The sequence below is a fragment of the Bacillus sp. HSf4 genome (assembly GCF_029537375.1).
GTDB classification, from domain to species: Bacteria; Bacillota; Bacilli; order Bacillales; family Bacillaceae; genus Bacillus; species Bacillus sonorensis_A.
On sequence record NZ_CP120679.1, the window covers coordinates 3,813,947 to 3,832,113 of the forward strand.

Below are 18,167 nucleotides of genomic sequence, written 5' to 3' on the forward strand. Positions count from 1 at the left end.
AAGGAGGCTTCTTTTTATATATCTGAAAATACATCCGGCTGCTGGCTCCTATATCCATAATGGTAAAGCAGGGTTTCCGCGATCCGCCGGGAAGCCTGGCCATCGCCGTATGGGTTTGAAGCCCGGGACATTTTGGCATATTCGGCTTCATCAATCAACAGTTTTTTTGTCAGCTGATAAATGTTTTCTTCATCCGTCCCGGCCAGCTTCAGCGTTCCTGCTTTAACCCCTTCGGGGCGCTCAGTCGTATCCCTGAGCACAAGGACAGGCTTGCCAAGGGACGGCGCTTCTTCCTGCACGCCTCCCGAATCAGTGAGAATGAAATGGGACTGCGCCGCAAAATTGTGAAAATCAATGACCTCCAGCGGCTCAATTAAATGGACTTTCTCCAAATCGCCAAGCTGTGTTAAAGCCGTATCCCTGACCGCAGGATTAAGATGAACAGGGTAAACAACTTGTACATCGTCAAATTCCTCGACAATGCGGCGGATGGCTTTGAACATGTTTTCCATCGGCTGCCCGAGGTTTTCCCTTCGATGTGCGGTAAGCAAGATCATTCTGTCCTTGCCAAGCTTTTCAAGAACCGGGTGTGTATACGCGTCCCTGACCGTTGTATTTAGGGCATCAATCGCTGTATTCCCGGTGATGAAAATCGTTTTTTGATCTTTGTTTTCACGAAGCAGATTTTGCTTAGCCTGCTCTGTGGGCGCAAAATGGAGGTCGGCGATCGCCCCCGTCAGCTGGCGGTTCAACTCTTCCGGAAACGGAGAGTATTTGTTTCCCGTCCGCAGTCCGGCCTCGACATGCCCGACTGTAATATGGTGATAATAGGCGGCAAGGCTGCCGGCAAAGGTCGTTGTCGTATCGCCATGGACAAGCACAATATCCGGCTTGTTCGTCTGAAACAGCTGGTCAAGCTTCACAAGCGCATTTGACGTAATCTCGGCCAGTGTTTGCCTGTCTTTCATGATATTCAAATCAAAATCGGGTGTAATGTAAAAAGCATCTAACACTTGATCAAGCATTTGCCTGTGCTGCGCTGTTACGGTTACATATGACTCGATTTCTGGATACTTTTTCAATTCTAGCACAAGCGGGGCCATTTTAATCGCTTCAGGACGCGTGCCGAAGACGGTCATGACTTTTAATTTTTTCATATTATCGTCACCTGTTTTCTGTATTACCGGCTTGTTAAATAGAATGTTGAATGATTGGCTTTGATACGGTAATCAACTTTTTTCTTCATATGAAAGAACAGTCGTTTCTTTTCGATCCGAGCGCTGCAAAGAAAAGTGGAAAGATCGTCCTTTTTTGGTTCCAGCAGCGTATGATACGAGTTGATGAACATCTCAACTTGCCCTTGCACGACTCCAACGGGGCCGAACTTATTTCCAATCAAATGCCGGGCTATTTTGATTTCTGTATTATCCGATTTGGCAATCACTCGCTTTATGGGAATGAACATTTCACGTTCATTCACTCTCAACAGCAAAATGGATTGTTCCGGAAAAAACAACTGCTGACCAGGAACAGTGATGGAAAGCAAACCGTTTGCATCTTCTTTGGGAAATTCAATTTTCAAGGATGTCTGCTTTTGGATGTCCAATGAGAGATTGTCATAGTCCTTTGTAAAATAAGGACGCGCATAATAGGCACAGAAGCCGTTGTTGCCTATATACCTCGCATAACTTGTATAAGGGTACGGCTCTCTGTTTCTCCCGATGCGGCCCCGCTTTGTATAGCCGTCAATTTCAGAATCGATAAAGAAATCCCACACGCCGAAATCAAATTCCGTTTCCGCAATATCATCGAAATAGAAGGAAAACTCAAAACGGCCGCCCTCGCTCACATCGGGTATAAATGTCTTTTCTGCTTTGTTCTGCCGGTTGACCCACACCCCGGTCACCTTTTGCCGATCCGATTGGTGCTGAAGCGCAGAGTGATGAACCGAACCTTTCACCATGAGACGGCGGTCTTTAAACTCAATCATATCGATAAAATGAATCAGCTTATTTTTATGGTTCATTTTAAGGGCTTCCCTCGGCACATCATACCCGGATAAGCTCGGGAAGTCTCCATAGATATTCCCCTGATCGACAGATGTAAAATCGTGAATATCTGCTTCTTCGCGTTCAAACTGTTTAAAACCGCTAAGGTCATTGTTTCGAATGAAATACAGTTTAAGCCTGAAATGGTTTTTTACAAGCAGGTCTACCGAGGGAGATATATTCTTTTCAACGAATAAATGCAACTCGTTCATCCATTCGATCTGCTCAGCTTCAGTTTCAAGCACCTCGGTAAAATCGGTCGTTCTTGAGAACTCAAAATGCCTGTTTAAAAATTTCGCTGTCAGTTTCTCTTTTTGGCTATCAGGAAGCGTGCTGGATTTGATCATATCAATGATGACCTTCATCGCTCCGTAATAATCTTCAGGCGATACATAGGCAAACGTCATATGTTCGCCTTCTCGTAAAACGGCGTAATAGCAATCGTAATCAGCCAATACGGAAATTTTATCGGCATGAAGATAAGCGCTCATCACAAACACTTGATCTTCGGTTGCCTGAATGTTAGACGGAAAATCAATATCGTTTTCCCTGAGCATTGATACGCGAAACATTTTGGTAGGACCGAGCGCATAAATAAGTGCTGAATCGATCAAATCCACATCTGGATTCGTCTGTTTAAAAATGGCCTGCGGGACGGCCCGTCCGTTCACACCTTTCATTTTGCCAAGGACAACATCTGAATCGTGTTCCTCAGCAAAACGATATATTCTTTCCAAGGCTTCCGGTCCCAGAAAGTCATCAGAGTCAACAAAAAAGATATATTTTCCCTTTGCGGCTTCAATGGCCTGATTCCGCGGCTTTCCGGGTCCTCCAGAATTCGTTTTCCGTTCAATAACTTTCATTTGGGTGTATCGGCTTTCGTATTCGTGAAGAATGTCAACCGTTCTGTCAGTAGATTGATCATCAACACATATGATTTCATACTCATCCGCCGGCATGGACTGGTTAACCAGACTGTCTATGCATCGTGAAATGAATCGTTCGGAATTATAACATGGTACAGCTACCGTGATTTTAAACATAGATCCTATCAACCCCTTGGGTCAATCGCTTTTTTGTCTTTTCGTATGAGTCACAAAAACTCGTATAAAGAACAAGACTTCCGATCATCCAATGAGATCGAAAACCTGCTCCCATCTTTCAATCAGACGTTCTTCATTGTAATGGGTTTCGATTTTAGCCTTTGCATTTTCTCCATATTCTATCGCTTTTTCCGGATGTTCATATAAATAGATGATGCTTTTCGCCAGCTCCTCAATATCGCCATATTCAACGAGAATACCCGTCTTGTCTTTTTCAATCAGCTCTCTCGGACTGTATTTCACGTCAAAACTGATGACCGGCGTACCGCAGGAAAAAGACTCGCAAATCGCCAGACTGAAGCCTTCAAACTTGGAAGTCAACAATGTTGCGAGCGCCTGTCGATAATGCTTGGCAGGATCCGGTGTATAGCCTTGTAGAACAACGTTGTCGAGCCCCAGTTTTTGAATAAGCTCTTCATACTGCGGCTGATGCGGACCGCTTCCGTAAATTTTCAACACGATACCGGGATGCGTTTTCCCGACGATTTCCATCGCCTGAATCGCTTTGTCAATACCTTTTTCCTCGTGATATCTCGCAATCATGACAAATTCGTTCAATTTCTTTTCCGCGTTCTCAGGGATGTTCAGCTTCCTTGGTGCATGAGGAATGACATAAATATTATCATCCGCTTCAAAGTCTTTTAGTATGTCTTCTTTCTGTTCATGCGTTAACACAACCAGACCGTCATAGTCTTTGATGTGTTCCATGACATATTGATGGTTTTTGCGAACAGGACTCCCCAATGTATGCGGGTAATCCAAATGATTGGAATGAACACAGTACAGCCTTTTCGCCAAACCTGCTTTCATCGAGTTTACTTTAGATGCACTTCCCACGCCGTCGCATATCAAAATCGGATCTTCTTCCTCCTCGCACAGCGTTTCGAGCCAATACGCATGAAAAGCCTGGTTATCTTTAAACTTTTTCACATCGGAACGGGTGCGGTCAAACAATGAGACGCCTTCAAGCTTTCCTGTTTCTTTGTTAAACCATTCGGTCAAGTAGCAAAATCCATCCGGAGCTAAATATTTGACCTGATTCGGCTTGTTTGTTTTCAAATCATAAAAGATTTCTCTTTCTATATATCCGTCCTGAGAAAATTCTTCTCGTTTCACCCTGTATCTGTTTTCGTTGTAGTAGTCTGTATATAAAAGCAGATTTGCCCTGCTCCATTTTTTGCGCTTGACATACAGACCATTGACAAAATAATCGGCTTCTCTATTGTTTTCCAGCCTTGCTGTATCCACCGCAAATCCCGGTTCATTCAAGAGGGAAGACGTTTGAAAGTGCGACATCTGCCGCTCATCAGGCGAGTATCCGTCATGCTGATCCCGATATGACTGGTAGATATTGAGAATACGGACATTCGGATGCATTCTTCCCTGTTTTTTGAGCTTCGTTTCGATTTCCTTGTAGTTCTTCTTTTTATCTAATGTCACTAAATCAACATGGTGGCCTCTTTCGGTTAAAGCATAAGAACGGGATAACATGGAACTCGTAATCCCGCCCTTATCCACATCGATTTCATAAAGCAATGAGAATATCCGCCTCATGTTCATGCCTCTCTTTCTTTTTTCACTAAAAGCACGATCAAAGGACATGTCAAAAGCTCCGGCAAAACAGAGAGGATGTTTTTCGATTGGAGCTTTTGATTGAAAGACATCCTGCCGGAAGCGGGAAGCATCTATTTTTTAAATAGCTTGAAACCTTCAGATGGTTTAATACGGAAGCTTAAATTGCCGTAGTTTTCCGTGAAATAAGGCTTTACCTGAAAGCCTTGGATTTTTCGTGCAGGTATTTTCTTTAGTTCGTCTTTTGAATGTCCGATCCGCTTTTCAAAATAACTGTTGTCCCATTCTACAGCAAATGACACATCCAATGTCGCCGTTTCGACTGCCAATAAATCCAGTTGAAAAACACCCTTGAATACTAAGCGTTTTTTTCCTTCTCTCTTTTGGTCAGCCTCAATGACAGTCAACGATTTCGTATCGCGGTTGTAGATTTTCCAGTAGGCGTGGTAATGGTCCAAAGCAGCTTCGGGAACCTCCCCGGTAAATGACGCCGAACCTGCAATTGTAAATTCTGTTTTGCTGCTCCAATCGTATTCGGACAGATGAAGCTCCATATCTGAGAGTGTATTACGCAGCGGTCTATTTTCGATGATCTTGAAAAACATGCTGCTCCACCGCTCCATAAATGCAGTCTCACTGAATTTATCGACACTTTGGTAAGCATTTTCACTCATCTTTCTGATCAATTCCGGGTTTTTTAGCAATTCTGCCATTTTTTCCCCGAGCTGCTTAATGTTTTTATCATCTACTAAAAATCCGTTTTCACCATCATTGATCATATCGCTCGGGCCGTATTTTAAATCGTAAGAAACGACAGGACAGCCGTTTGCAAGGCTTTCGAGCACGACGAGTCCAAAGCCTTCATAATCGCTTGATAAAGCTGAAAAAGCCGCTGTTTTGAATTCCGCCTTTGGGTCCTTCGTAAAGCCCTTTAAAAACACATGGTCTTGCAGATTCAGCTCGTGAATCAAGTTTTGCAGCTCTGTCTCCTGTTCTCCGAAACCGAAAATCTCAAGCCTTGCGTCAGGAACTTGTTTGGCCGTATGGGCAAACGCCTTAATGGCGTGGCTCAAATTTTTTTGCGGATGATATCTGGCAAGCATAATCACACGCTTCAAGTCCCGGTCAGAAAAATCGGAAAGCGATCCAGGTTTTTTATGCGCATGCGGGATGACAAAATAATTCGTTCGGTTGCCAAATCTTTTGACAATGTCTTCTTTTTGCTTTTCCGTCAGAAAAACAACCGCGTCTGGATGGCTCATATTTTCCATCACCGGCCGGTTTCCCAGCCTGAGTACTGAATGATAATGATAAGGCTTTCTGACATGGATATTATGAGTGAGATACACTTTGTATATATGCTCATTTTGATAAGCCATTGTCATCGGGTCCGTCCCCCTTTCTTCACCGATCAGAAAGGTTGTCTCATTCCCGATCACACAATCAAGAAAATAATGCTGCAGCTCCATGTTGGAGTTAAACACCGCCAGCAAATCGCCGTTTCTGTCAAACAAATGAACACGTTCTACCTTCACAGACTTCTTATCGTTTGTCATCGTCAGCCATTTGCTCATATAACAAGAACCGTCATTTCTCAAAAACAGCTCCTGCCTCGGCTTGTTGTAGTCCAAATCCATATATGTAACGCGGTGGATATGGCCGTCCTCAGTGTATTCCTCACGCTTCACTCTCTTGCGGTTTTCGTTAAAATAATCGGCGACAACCAATTTGCCGTCATCCGTAAAACGTTTATAATGTACATACAATCCATTATCATAATATCGGTATGCATTTTTCACAGGATCTTTGTGATATTTCAGCCCTGGTTCCTTAATTGCGTGTTCCACAGGAGGAAGGCTTTGTTCCTCTCCTTTAAAATACTCGTAAATATTGATGATCTTGATATCTTCATTGATCTTTTGCCTGTCCAACAAGCTGTGAATGATCCTTCGATACGTCGGATCATAATTAAATGTGACGATCTTTGTTGGCTGTCCGGCGTATTCTGAAAAAAGCCGACCGCGCTGCAGCATAGCTTCAGTTAATCCACCAAACGTTTCTCTGACCGAAGAAGTAGCAAAAATATATTGCGCCTTAGGGAGCTTAACCTTTATTTTCGAGCTCATTTTTTTCCTCCAATGAATGAATTACATAACATCTATCTATTATATCGAATATCTTTATTTATACTATCCCTTTTAACGTTTAAAACATGTTGTGCAGTTTATCATCCGTCCACCCATCACCTTAACAATCTTCCCTGTGGATTTCAAGGTTTAGCACTTCCCTATATTACTTGTTTAAAACTGGTTTTTCTTATATGATAAAAAGTGTTATTAATATGAGAAATGGGTATATCAATAGAGACTTTCAATACCTGTAATTCAGATTAAAGAACTCGTATCTGATCCTAGAAATGAGTAAGGAAGGTGCACTGAACATGAAAAAAGTACGCAAAGCTATCATCCCTGCAGCAGGCCTTGGGACGCGCTTCTTGCCTGCGACAAAAGCAATGCCAAAAGAAATGCTGCCGATCGTCGATAAGCCGACGATTCAGTATATTATTGAAGAAGCCGTCGATGCAGGCATTGAAGACATTATCATCGTAACAGGAAAAAGCAAAAGAGCGATCGAAGACCACTTCGACTTCTCGCCGGAGCTCGAACGAAACCTTGAAGAAAAAGGAAAAACAGAGCTGCTTGAAAAAGTTAAAAAAGCATCCAACCTTGCCGACATCCATTATATTCGCCAGAAAGAGCCAAAAGGGCTCGGACATGCCGTCTGGTGTGCGCGCAACTTCATCGGAGACGAGCCGTTCGCCGTACTGCTGGGAGACGATATTGTTCAGGCGGAAAAGCCAGGTCTTCGCCAGCTGATGGATGAATATGAAAAAACACGTTCTTCTGTGATTGGCGTTCAGCATGTGCCTGAAGACGAAACACATCGGTACGGAATCATCGATCCGCTGACAAGTGAAGGCCGTCTTTATCAAGTGAAAAACTTTGTTGAGAAGCCAAAACCGGGCACAGCACCTTCAAACCTTGCGATTTTAGGACGCTATGTCTTCACTCCTGAAATCTTTTTGTATCTTGATAAACAACAAGTCGGAGCCGGCGGCGAAATTCAGCTGACAGACGCGATTCAGCAGTTAAACGAAATTCAGCGCGTCTTCGCCTATGATTTTGAAGGCAAACGCTATGATGTCGGTGAAAAACTTGGATTTATTCAAACGACGCTCGAATTCGCCATGCAGGACAGTGAATTAAAAGATTCCCTTATTCCATTTATGCAAGACCTTTTGGCGAAAGAGGAAGTTTAACAAAAAAACTTTAAGGTTCAATGCAGACTTTTAATATATAGCACATCAATAAAGCCAGTGGTTCAGAGAAACCCCACTGGCTTTTATTGTTAATTATAACTACTGAGAGTCAATCCTAAGTTTTCAACTCTTCATCATAGAGGAATTGTCCTCCTGATCTTCTTCCGGCAAATAAACGATTTGATCCACAACACGTTCGCTCGCTTTTCCGTCCAAGTCATCAAAGAAATAGCGGACAAAAGAATCGATCTTTTCAAAGTTGTAGTCCTCATTTTTAATGATTGAAATCATTTGCTCAGACGTTTTCGCGAGCGGCCCTGGAATAAATGAAAAATAGTCATAGTAAAAGTCGCGTTTGCGAATATAATCATCAACATCATAGCTGAAGAAAATCATCGGTTTATTCAAAAGAGCATATTCAAAGCAGACGGATGAATAATCGGTTACAAGTATATCCGTCACCAAAAGCAATTCATTGATCTCCCTAAATGAGGAGAAATCGTAGAAAAAGTCGCTATACTGGTAAGGAATGTTGATATCATTTTTGACAAACGGATGAATCTTAAATAAAAAGATATATTCATCTTTTAATTCATGGTACAAACGCTCAAAATTCAGTACTTCAAACGGATAATGGGCAGATTGCTGGCCATTTCCGCGGAAAGTAGGGGCAAACAAGATCACCTTTTTGTCCTTCAAAAAAGGAAATTCCGTGTAGAGCCGCTCTTTAACGAGCGCTTTTTTTGTTTCGTCAAAAAAGAAATCTGTCCTTGGTATCCCGGTCGCGATGACATTGTCAATGCTGACGCCGAAGCCTTCTGCGTAATGCTTCCGGATGCTTTCAGAGCTTACGATGACTTTCGTATAGTTTTTATGGTTCTTGGAATGCGGAGACGGTCCGCCAGGGAGGCCGATCCGGCTGTATCCGAATGTTTTAAACGCTCCCACAGCATGCCAAAGCTGAACAAGCTCTGCATTTTTGCGGATTTTCAGCGGATAAATCAAAGGATAAAAATCATCAATAAAAATGATTTTGCTTGTCGCAAAGTGATAAGCCATCGACAGCAGTTCCGATAAGGTCTTGCGATCACGGATACTGCCCTTTAAGAAAAATTTAAAATCAAAGTCATCTTCCCGTTTTAACAGCTCTTCATAAACAAATTCAAAGTTTCCAGACATGTCGACGCGGCTGTCTGAGGCAAAAACAATTTTATTAGATTTAATCGGAAAAATATTACAAAATACATAAGCAGCTTTAAACAAGCTGGTGTTGAGCTTACGTTTTAGACGGCTCGCCTCTTTGCCGGTGTCCATTTCGAGCAGGGCAGGATCAATTTCTTGAAGTTTATTGCTCGACAAGTTGATCGTCTTCTCAGTCTCATCATAGGTGACAATCAAATTAAATTTCATTTGTTTTTTCGCTGAATGAAACTCCATTTTGGCAGAGTACACATCATTTTTCAAAAAATTGCTGACGTTTCCGACCGTATGCACTTCCTGATGCTTGACGTTTTGATCATCGACAACTTCGATTTCCAAAAACAGCTTATATTCACCTGCCGGCAAAGGCTTATCCTTGACCAGCTTTGAAAAATTGATCTGTTGTTCAAAACCGGCCCACTTGTACTGATTCAGCGCGGTACTGTTTAAATCACCAGCGGCTGCTGTTTTGTTAACGGGACAGTCTCGCAACGACACCGCTTTAAAGAGGTAACCGTTATTGACCAACAGAAGTCTTTTGCGAACCTGATCCTCCTTTAATAAAGAAAGTCCCTTTATATACATATATCCGGAAAGGTTTAATATTGATCCATTCCAGGAAAAATTAGAAATTTTCCGAACCGGCACTTGTTCGTTTTCTTTAACAACTTTTGTTCGATCAAACAAGGAATAGACCTTGTAATCTTTAGGATCATAATCGTAATCATCATGTTGTCGTTGTTGCCTCTTTCGAAAAACTCTGTTTTTTATTTTCCTTGCTAACTTTTTCACGTTTGTTCCTCTCTTTCTCCTCATTCGGCCTTGGCTATAAAGGTTCGAACAAATTCAGCCACACGTCTTGAAGATTGGCCATCCTGGTGAACGATGAATGTCTTTGAAAAATCTTTAATTTCTGTTGTGTCAGGATGTTCAAAGCGGATGATATCTTCAGCCAACGATGTCACATTCTTTGAAATAGGCCCTGGAACGAATGATTCAAAAGGATAATAAAAGTCCCGCTCCTTTAAATATTCCTCTAAATCAGGACAATAAAAATAAATCGGCCGCTGGAGAATACTATATTCAAAAATAACCGATGAATAATCCGTAATTAATGCGTCAGATAGAGCCATAAGATCGTAAAGCGAGTATTGATCCTCAAAATCGATGACGAAATCGTCATTTTCAATTTGCACATGTTGGCGCATATATGGATGAAGATGAACCATCACCACAAAATCTTTTTCGTTTAAAGCATGTTTAAACGCGGACAAATCTAAAGTAAGCGATTTGTTTTCCTGGTGATGGCCGCTTCCGCGAAATGTCGGCGCATACAACAGCTTTTTCTTCCCTTTAAGAGAAGGATAGGCTTTTTCAAATTCCGCTTTCAGCTGATGAAGGCGGGCATTGTTGTAAAAGTAGTCGGTCCTTGGGACTCCCAGCGCCAAGACCTTGTCCTCAGACATTTGAAAAGCCTCAGCAAAATGAGAAACGGCAGCCGGCGAACTGACAATCGCATAATCATAGTTGGAATGAACCGGAACGATTTTTAAGTATTCGGAAGAAGGTCCTGAAGGCTTATCCTTCAGACTGTACCCGAATTTTTTAAACGCCCCGCAGGCATGCCAAAGCTGAATGGCGACCGTTTCTTTTCTTTTTTTAATGACGTATAACGGAAAGTAATAGTCGTCAAGCAGCAACACGCGGCAGGTTGCGATATGGTATAGTGCTTTTAACAAATGACAAAAGTACTTTAATTTGCCCGGCAAACCGTTATCCATCTTTTTGAACAGCAGCTTAAACTGCAAAGAAGGATCTTGTCTTAGCTGGTCATAGACCCACTTAAAATTATCGCTCATTTTATCTTCCCGGTAGGAAGCAATCACAATCTTTTGCTTATTTACTGGAAAAAGCACGACCAAAATGCTGTAGGTCCACTGAAACAAAGTTTTTACTGCGTATGTTAAACTTCTTTTCACTTTTTAAATTTCCCATTCAATCACAGTTTTACCCCAAGAGGATGTTAAATCCGCTTCAAACACATTGGTGATATCTTCGATGCTGCGAACAGGGTGGCATCCTCCGATAAGCGTCTCCAAATATTCTGCGACTTCAGGGTATTCTGCTAAAAAGTCAACCGTCCGGACGAAATCTTCCCGTCCGCTCCGGCTGCTTCCGATCAATGTAATGCCTTTTTCCAGAACCATTCTTGTTTCAATCTCTACCGGATATTCGGATACACCGAGAAGAGCAAGGGATGCTTCAGGCTCCACATGGTCGATCATTTGCTGAATCGCACTTTCGCTGCCGCGGCCCCCGACACATTCAAACGCGTGGTCCAATTTGACATCATCCGGTATGTCGTTAATTTGATATACCGCATCGACAAAAGAAAAGTGGTCAAGCTTATATGGCGTCTTTCCAAAAATATAAACTTTGCTGTTTGGATAACGCTTTTTCAGGATGAGCGATGTGATAAATCCTAAATTACCGTCTCCCCAAACGCCAAAAATATCACGTTTATGATGAGCGATTCGTTCAAAACGACTGAGCGCATGCATCGTGATTGTAATAAGTTCAGTAAAAGCCGCTACCCGTGGATTTAAATTATCAGGCAGCTCTACAAGCCGATCCGGATCCATAAACATATAATCCTGCATGAAACCGTCATAGCCGCTTGAACGAAAACGGCTTGTACGCAAGTAATTTTCAGCAATGATTTCATGCTGTTCAGTTGGAGCATTCGGAACCATGACGACACGGGTGCCGACTTTGAATGTACCGGTCGGGTCATGCATAACCTTTCCGATACCTTCATGAATCAATGCCATGGGCAGCTTTTTGTCCATGACTTCTTTTCCTCGGGAACCCGTATAATAGCGCTGGTCAGCTGCACAGATCGACAAATGTGTCGGGCGGATGACAACTTTATCAGAATTGATGACTTTATCTTTATAGGTAACTTCAAACTGACGGGGTGAAACTAGCCGATATGTTTGGTTAATCATTGGGAAATTCTCTCCTGTAAGATAGCATTCGCAACTTTTAAATCATAAGGTGTTGTGACTTTAATATTAAAAACTTCCCCGCGCACCAGCTTTACTTTTTCTCCAGCGAGTGAACAAATTTTGCAGGCGTCTGTCAAGACTGCTTTTTGTTCATCTGACAGCTGTTCATACAGATCCACCAGCTTTTTGATGCGGAAACTTTGAGGAGTCTGACCTTGATACATCGTATTCCTGACAGGGATGTCGGAGATGAATTCTTTATCCTCGGAAGCAATGATCGTGTCGATTGCCGAAATGACTGTGTCAACCGCATCATACTTAAGAGCTGCATCAATGTTTTCTTCGATAATCCGGTGGGTTAAAAAAGGCCGCACTGAATCATGGGTGACGATAATATCGTCATCCTGAATACCGAATTCTTTCTCAATGTAACGAATTCCGTTCATGATGGATTCGTTGCGGTCGCTTCCACCTTCGACAACAACCAGGCGACTGTCTTTACCGATAAATTTCTTCAAAATATCTTTTGTATGGTTAATCCATTCTTTCGGTGACACAATCAATATTTTATCAAAACGGTCGTTTAATAGAAATTTTTCAACAGTATGGATGATAATCGGTCTTTTGTTTAAGGAAAGGAACTGTTTCGGCATGTTCACATTTCCCATGCGGGAGCCTTTGCCGCCCGCTAAAATTTCTGCATAGATCATAATGAACTCCTTCCTGGTTTCCATGTTCTCATTTCGGTAAAATCCAACCATTATTATATATAAAAATCGACTAAATTACCTACAATATATAAGACGCCGTCTTTTTTATTTGGTTTCGGACAAAATCCGTATATAGCTAAAGGCCAGAACACGTCAATGATCCGAACCTGTCAGATCAGTGTTCGGATCATTGCGATATTTGTCCACTGAAGGCGGGTGTTACACTGTATCAGCATTAATATATTTTTTGAAGTCATTCGGGCTATCAGTATTCATTCGAGAACCGACAAATTCCAGCAGCCTCCGGCTCGCATCTCCTTGTGAATATCGATTCCATTCCTGTGAAAAACGTTCAATCTTTTCGCCGTTTTGATGAATGTTTTTCAGCTCTTCCAGCAGCATGTCCCGGTTAACACAGACCTTCCCTGGAATGGTGGCCTCAAAGTCATCGATCAGCCCCCGCTTTTGATCATATTCCGCCATGTCATACGTATAAAACAGCATCGGTTTATGAAGCAGGGCGTATTCGAAAGGAACCGAGGAATAATCTGAAATCAATATGTCGCTTTCATATAACAGGTCTTTTAAGGGAAGCTCTGAAACGTCTTTTATCAGGCCTTCATGATCGTCAAGCCTGATATTGCCACGCACTGCAGGATGCAATTTGACCAACAGCAAATATTCTCCCTTTAAGTCTTCGGAAAGCTGTTCTTTTGAAAAAGGGAGACGGATATTGGCCATGTCATAGTCTCTGTAAGTGGGGACATAAAGAATAACCTTTTGGCTTGAAGAACGCGCATGGTTACCGACGGTTTCAAAATACTGATCAGTCAATGGAACGCCTGTCCGCAAAAACTGATCGTCTTTTGCCCCGAATGACCGTTTGAAAATATCAGCCATCTTCTCTGAGCCGACAGCAATATAATCAAATGAAGCGTAAACTTGTTTAAACCGTTTGATATCGCGGACGGTTCTGTGTTGGTTTCCGATGTCCTCAAGCCCGAATTTTTTCAGAGCGCCGTTCGCATGCCAAATCTGGATGCACTTCGTCTGCGGCCGCCTGTTCAGCACGCTCGTCAGTAAAAAATAATTGTCAGTAATGACAACTTTGCTTCTGAACATGCTGTAAACAGCCTTTATCAAATGAAATGGGTTCTTTTCATCAACCACTGTTGACTGGATCGATGAAAACTCTGCCGCAAGGGGCACCGTATGCCGCGTAAAAAGCACTTCCATTTCATACGGATGGCGTCCGCTTTTGTATTCATTCAGAATCGCTCTCGCATTGTCTGGAAAGGAAACGAGAAGAACGGCTCTGTTTTGCGGTTTGACCCGACTGAAAATAAAGCCGATTATAAAAAGCCAGGCCGAATAAAACATGATCAGTAACGAACGTATATTCATACCGTTATTCAATCTCTTTTCTACACATCAATTTTTGACTGTTCTTTCATCTGCTCCGGATAGTAGTGCTGCTGTTTTTGAAGTTTCTCCTCTTTTAAGACAGAAAACACATACTTTGGAATGTTCAGCATCCGTCGCCATCTGGACGGGTTTGTCAGCAGACGGTACATCCACTCAAGATTCAGCTTGATAAACATTTCCGGAGCTCTTTTCACATTTCCGCTGAATACGTCAAAGCTCCCGCCGATTCCGATCGCAATGGCCTGCGGAAATAGATGTTTATGCTCAAAAATAAAATTCTCCTGATGCGGGTATCCTAACGCGACAAACACCATATCAGGCTGAGCGTCAGCGATCTGCTTGGCAACCGCCTTCCTGTCTTTCACGTAGCCGTCTGAATATCCGGCAAGCTCAATCCCGGGGTATTCATTTGAAATACGCTCAACGACCGCTTCGATCACTTCAGGCTTAGCGCCATATAAAAAGATCCTTTTCTTTTTGCGATCAGCCATGCCAAGAAGATTTACAAATACATCGTACCCAGCGATCCGCGATTTTAATCGGCTGTTGATCAGCTTGGATGTCAGGACGATGCCGATGCCGTCCGGAAGAATAAAGTCTGCTGAAGAAACGGTTTTAAAATACTCTTCATCCTTGGCAGCCGCATAGCCGATCTCAGGATTTACCGTTGCGATAAACGCCCCCTCATTGCGGTTGACAAAGGATTCTTCAAGGTGGTTCAGAAAACCGGACAAATCGCCGTTGACATAAGCAAGATTGTGAACTCTTTCTGTTTGCAGCATCGCATGTTCCTCCTTCCGATTAAAAAAGTTTAAGTATATGCGAATGTTTTAATGTTCAAATTTAAGAGCCCAACCCAAAAAATCGGGAGGTCTAACGTATATTTTAGCATAGATTATTCATAAAAGCTTAACAATATCTTTACAACGGATTAAGGAAATTTACTTTAGTCCCAGCTCTTCATTATAAAAAACACAAATATCTCTATCATCATATAAAATTTGGAAAAGACTTTACTGTTATATAACTTAACGTATGGAAGGGGAATGTGTTATAATCTATGATCAGTAGTGAAATGTAAAGACAATGTTGAATTTTTGTAAACTAGGTGCGATTTTTGTTCGTTATGATAGAGACTAACAGCTCGGTTAGAAAGGAGTTATATCCACAATGAAAAAGGTCATCACATATGGAACGTTTGATTTATTGCATTGGGGACATATCAAATTGCTCGAACGCGCAAAGCAGCTGGGCAATTATCTTGTAGTGGCGATTTCTACGGACGAATTCAACCTGCAAAAACAAAAAAAAGCTTACCATAGTTATGAACACCGCAAGCTCATTCTTGAAACGATCCGATATGTGGATGAAGTCATTCCGGAAAAAAGCTGGGATCAAAAAGTACAAGATGTGATCGACCATGATATTGATGTATTTGTCATGGGAGACGATTGGGAAGGGAAATTCGACTTCTTGAAAGAACATTGCGAGGTTGTTTACCTTCCGAGAACTGAAGGCATTTCAACAACGAAGATCAAAGAGGAAATAGCCGGACTGTGATTGCTGATATTCTACAGGCTATACTCATTTTCAAAAATGCTTCTTACATCTGATAAGAAGTATTTTTTGATGCATAATTTCAATTTTTGTTAAAGTTTGTGATATCAGGGGCGAACCCGCCCTGACCGCGAAAGGGAGAAATAAATTGTCCGATTATCCAGCTAATCAAAATGAAGAGTTAGATTTTCCCGATTTAACATATTATTTTATTTCAGGTAGCATTCCGGATGACTACGGAGGGCTGACCAAGTCATTATTGCTGCGTTCTAAGCTATTTGGAGAATGTGGTATCCCTACGGCTTTTTTGACATTTCGCTTCGACATAGCGTTTAGAGTCAAAAAGAAAAAGCTTTACGATCAACAGAAGGTTGATCCAGCACTCACGCGCATTTTGAACATGTATGAGGATTTTCTGGGTAAGAAAACATCAGGACGTTTATATGCTGAACGCATGAGCTTAGCCAAAATGAAGAAGAAAGCCGGCAGAAGCCAATTAGTTAAGAAATTCGGTGAATTCTTCGGCCCCAAAATCGACCTTGATATCACCTTCTATGATGACGGGTATTCGATCCGTTTCGCAGATTACTTCAACCATGAAAGAAAACGCTATAAAAGAGAAGAATATACGACATGCGGAACATTAATGCTTGTTACCTATTTTGATGTGCAGACAAATCAAAAGGACCGTGAAGAATTTATTAATGAGGAAAATAGGGTTTACCTTGAGAAACACTATAAAATGAATTCAGAAAATGATACTGTTGAGCTTGCTCAAATCAACTGGTATTCAGAAGAAAAAACATTGCAATTTTCCAATGAATCCGATTTAAGGCGCCATTGGATTGAAGTTCTTCAATTTGGATCAGATCAGCCGAAACTGTTCCTTGTTGACAGCCGACCACAGGACAAACATGTTTTCAAAGTGAAAAAAGCGCCAACTTCTTACTACGCGGCAATCATTCATAGCAAACATTACGGAGACAATAAATATCAAATCAAGGCTCGTTACAAGGAATTGTTCAGTGAATTGCCCAATGTAGATGCGCTTTTTTTTATCACAGAAAAACAGATGGAGGATGTCAGCCTGATAGCCGGAGAGCAAGAAACTTTCTTTTATACTCCGCATACTTTGGACAAACCGCTTAATCGGGATGTTTTAAACATACCGAGTCAGAAATATAAAGCGGTGATTATTTCTAGGCTGTCAGCGATGAAAAATTTGAAGGATGCAGTCAGAACCTTTCAACTGGTTGTCGAGCAAATTCCTGAAGCGAAATTGGAGATTTACGGATCAGGCAAAGATGAAAAGAACATCAAAGCTGAAATCGAAAAGTGTAATTTGCAAAATCATGTGGCCCTGAAAGGCTATACTCACAATCCGTCTGATGAATTTCAAAAAGCATGGCTGACGATCTCAACTTCTTCTTTTGAAGGTTTCGGTCTTTCAAACTTGGAGGCTCTCAGCAACGGCTGTCCCGTTGTGACCTATGACTATGACTACGGCGTTGAAAGCCTTGTCAAAGATCATGAAAATGGCTTTGTAGTCGAGCGGAACGATATCAAAAAACTTGCCGAAAAAATAGTTTTACTGATGAAAAATGATAAACTCCGCGAACAATTCGCCATACGGGCATTTGACACCGCAGAGAAGTACTCAGTACAAAATTACATTATGAACTGGTCTCTCGCCCTTCAACAAATGCTTCACATCAGAGATGAAAGACAGAAGCTGTCGAAGGTATTCAACAGCAAGCTCCCATTTACGTTAAGAGAACTTCAAAAAGACTGCGAAGAGCTGGTGTTGGAAATCCACGCGCCAATGCCGTTCGAGGAACATTTGAAATTGAACCTAGTAGGGCTGGACAGAAAATATAAAGCGCAAATCATTTGTGAAACGCCGGAAAAAACAGCATCAGCGCCAAATATAAAACGGTTTGTCATTGATTATAAAAGCATCAACCTAGAAAAAATAAGAGCAAATCAAACGAAAACGCTGGATTTTTATTTGGAAATCTCCAGCGCAGACCGGATTAAAATACGAAAACGGCTCGCCGTTGATCAGGCTGAAATGGCATCTCCTTTTTCAGCAGAAGAGTATGACATTGTTCCTTACACAACTGTAAAAGGGAACTATTCATGGACGTTAAATACATGATCGACATTTCTTTTTCATTGTAAAGTGATCTTGAACTTGTCATCATAATTAGAAGATAAATAAGAGG

Annotated in this window: 13 protein-coding genes; 3 read left to right on the top strand and 10 right to left on the bottom strand. The window is 41.9% G+C overall.

The annotated features are described in order from the left end of the window. Window positions 1–14: 14 nt before the first annotated feature. The 4 genes from wecB to P3X63_RS19825 all read right to left on the bottom strand — a co-directional run bounded on the left by wecB (window position 15) and on the right by P3X63_RS19825 (window position 6,849). The gene (gene wecB / locus P3X63_RS19810) at window positions 15–1,157 is read right to left on the bottom strand and encodes a non-hydrolyzing UDP-N-acetylglucosamine 2-epimerase (RefSeq protein WP_277691729.1); all 1,143 of its coding nucleotides are present in this window, start codon (window positions 1,155–1,157) and stop codon (window positions 15–17) included. Between the two features lie 23 nt (window positions 1,158–1,180). Continuing rightward, window positions 1,181–3,091 (bottom strand): glycosyltransferase, encoded by a 1,911-nt coding sequence (locus P3X63_RS19815; protein ID WP_277691730.1) that lies wholly within the window; start codon window positions 3,089–3,091, stop codon window positions 1,181–1,183. An 84-nt stretch (window positions 3,092–3,175) separates the two neighbouring features. After that, the gene (locus P3X63_RS19820; RefSeq protein WP_277691731.1) at window positions 3,176–4,705 is read right to left on the bottom strand and encodes a glycosyltransferase; all 1,530 of its coding nucleotides are present in this window, start codon (window positions 4,703–4,705) and stop codon (window positions 3,176–3,178) included. A gap of 131 nt (window positions 4,706–4,836) precedes the next feature. Beyond that, the gene (locus P3X63_RS19825; RefSeq protein ID WP_277691732.1) at window positions 4,837–6,849 is read right to left on the bottom strand and encodes a glycosyltransferase; all 2,013 of its coding nucleotides are present in this window, start codon (window positions 6,847–6,849) and stop codon (window positions 4,837–4,839) included. Between the two features lie 314 nt (window positions 6,850–7,163). Between P3X63_RS19825 and galU the strand changes: the two genes are divergently transcribed. Continuing rightward, complete coding sequence (gene galU / locus P3X63_RS19830) at window positions 7,164–8,042, top strand: UTP--glucose-1-phosphate uridylyltransferase GalU (protein ID WP_059232038.1); 879 nt, start codon at window positions 7,164–7,166, stop codon at window positions 8,040–8,042. Between the two features lie 123 nt (window positions 8,043–8,165). Here the strand turns inward: galU and P3X63_RS19835 are convergent, their stop codons facing one another. The 6 genes from P3X63_RS19835 to P3X63_RS19860 all read right to left on the bottom strand — a co-directional run bounded on the left by P3X63_RS19835 (window position 8,166) and on the right by P3X63_RS19860 (window position 15,164). After that, window positions 8,166–10,034 carry a CDP-glycerol glycerophosphotransferase family protein gene (locus P3X63_RS19835; RefSeq protein WP_277691733.1) on the bottom strand — a complete coding sequence of 623 codons (1,869 nt, stop codon included), beginning with the start codon at window positions 10,032–10,034 and terminating at the stop codon, window positions 8,166–8,168. Window positions 10,035–10,054: 20 nt separating this feature from the next. Beyond that, the gene (locus P3X63_RS19840; RefSeq protein WP_277691734.1) at window positions 10,055–11,221 is read right to left on the bottom strand and encodes a CDP-glycerol glycerophosphotransferase family protein; all 1,167 of its coding nucleotides are present in this window, start codon (window positions 11,219–11,221) and stop codon (window positions 10,055–10,057) included. 3 nt (window positions 11,222–11,224) lie between these two features. After that, a complete protein-coding gene (locus P3X63_RS19845; RefSeq protein WP_277691735.1) occupies window positions 11,225–12,250 on the bottom strand; it encodes a ribitol-5-phosphate dehydrogenase in 1,026 nt (341 codons plus the stop codon). Further along, window positions 12,247–12,960, bottom strand: coding sequence for an IspD/TarI family cytidylyltransferase (locus tag P3X63_RS19850; protein WP_277691736.1), 714 nt, complete (start codon window positions 12,958–12,960; stop codon window positions 12,247–12,249). The genes P3X63_RS19845 and P3X63_RS19850 overlap by 4 nt, the downstream gene beginning before the upstream one ends. Before the next feature lie 219 nt (window positions 12,961–13,179). Next, a complete protein-coding gene (locus P3X63_RS19855; RefSeq protein WP_277691737.1) occupies window positions 13,180–14,364 on the bottom strand; it encodes a CDP-glycerol glycerophosphotransferase family protein in 1,185 nt (394 codons plus the stop codon). Between the two features lie 20 nt (window positions 14,365–14,384). Then, on the bottom strand, window positions 14,385–15,164 hold the full coding sequence (locus tag P3X63_RS19860) for a WecB/TagA/CpsF family glycosyltransferase (RefSeq protein WP_277692950.1): 780 nt from the start codon (window positions 15,162–15,164) through the stop codon (window positions 14,385–14,387). 391 nt (window positions 15,165–15,555) lie between these two features. On the opposite strand from P3X63_RS19860, the gene tagD reads away from it, so the two are divergent. Together tagD and P3X63_RS19870 are read left to right on the top strand one after the other, a co-directional pair. Beyond that, window positions 15,556–15,945, top strand: coding sequence for a glycerol-3-phosphate cytidylyltransferase (gene tagD, locus P3X63_RS19865; protein ID WP_277691738.1), 390 nt, complete (start codon window positions 15,556–15,558; stop codon window positions 15,943–15,945). A gap of 145 nt (window positions 15,946–16,090) precedes the next feature. Next, window positions 16,091–18,100 carry an alpha-glucosyltransferase N-terminal domain-containing protein gene (locus tag P3X63_RS19870; protein ID WP_277691739.1) on the top strand — a complete coding sequence of 670 codons (2,010 nt, stop codon included), beginning with the start codon at window positions 16,091–16,093 and terminating at the stop codon, window positions 18,098–18,100. The last annotated feature ends 67 nt before the right edge of the window (window positions 18,101–18,167 follow it).

Bases quoted from the DNA above. Each gene is read 5' to 3' on its own strand.
- tagD (WP_277691738.1), top strand. From the start codon at position 15,556: ATGAAAAAGGTCATCACATATGGAACGTTTGATTTATTGCATTGGGGA.
- P3X63_RS19855 (WP_277691737.1), bottom strand. From the start codon at position 14,364: ATGAATATACGTTCGTTACTGATCATGTTTTATTCGGCCTGGCTTTTT.
- P3X63_RS19825 (WP_277691732.1), bottom strand. From the start codon at position 6,849: ATGAGCTCGAAAATAAAGGTTAAGCTCCCTAAGGCGCAATATATTTTT.
- P3X63_RS19815 (WP_277691730.1), bottom strand. From the start codon at position 3,091: ATGTTTAAAATCACGGTAGCTGTACCATGTTATAATTCCGAACGATTC.
- P3X63_RS19820 (WP_277691731.1), bottom strand. From the start codon at position 4,705: ATGAGGCGGATATTCTCATTGCTTTATGAAATCGATGTGGATAAGGGC.
- P3X63_RS19845 (WP_277691735.1), bottom strand. From the start codon at position 12,250: ATGATTAACCAAACATATCGGCTAGTTTCACCCCGTCAGTTTGAAGTT.
- galU (WP_059232038.1), top strand. From the start codon at position 7,164: ATGAAAAAAGTACGCAAAGCTATCATCCCTGCAGCAGGCCTTGGGACG.
- P3X63_RS19850 (WP_277691736.1), bottom strand. From the start codon at position 12,960: ATGATCTATGCAGAAATTTTAGCGGGCGGCAAAGGCTCCCGCATGGGA.
- wecB (WP_277691729.1), bottom strand. From the start codon at position 1,157: ATGAAAAAATTAAAAGTCATGACCGTCTTCGGCACGCGTCCTGAAGCG.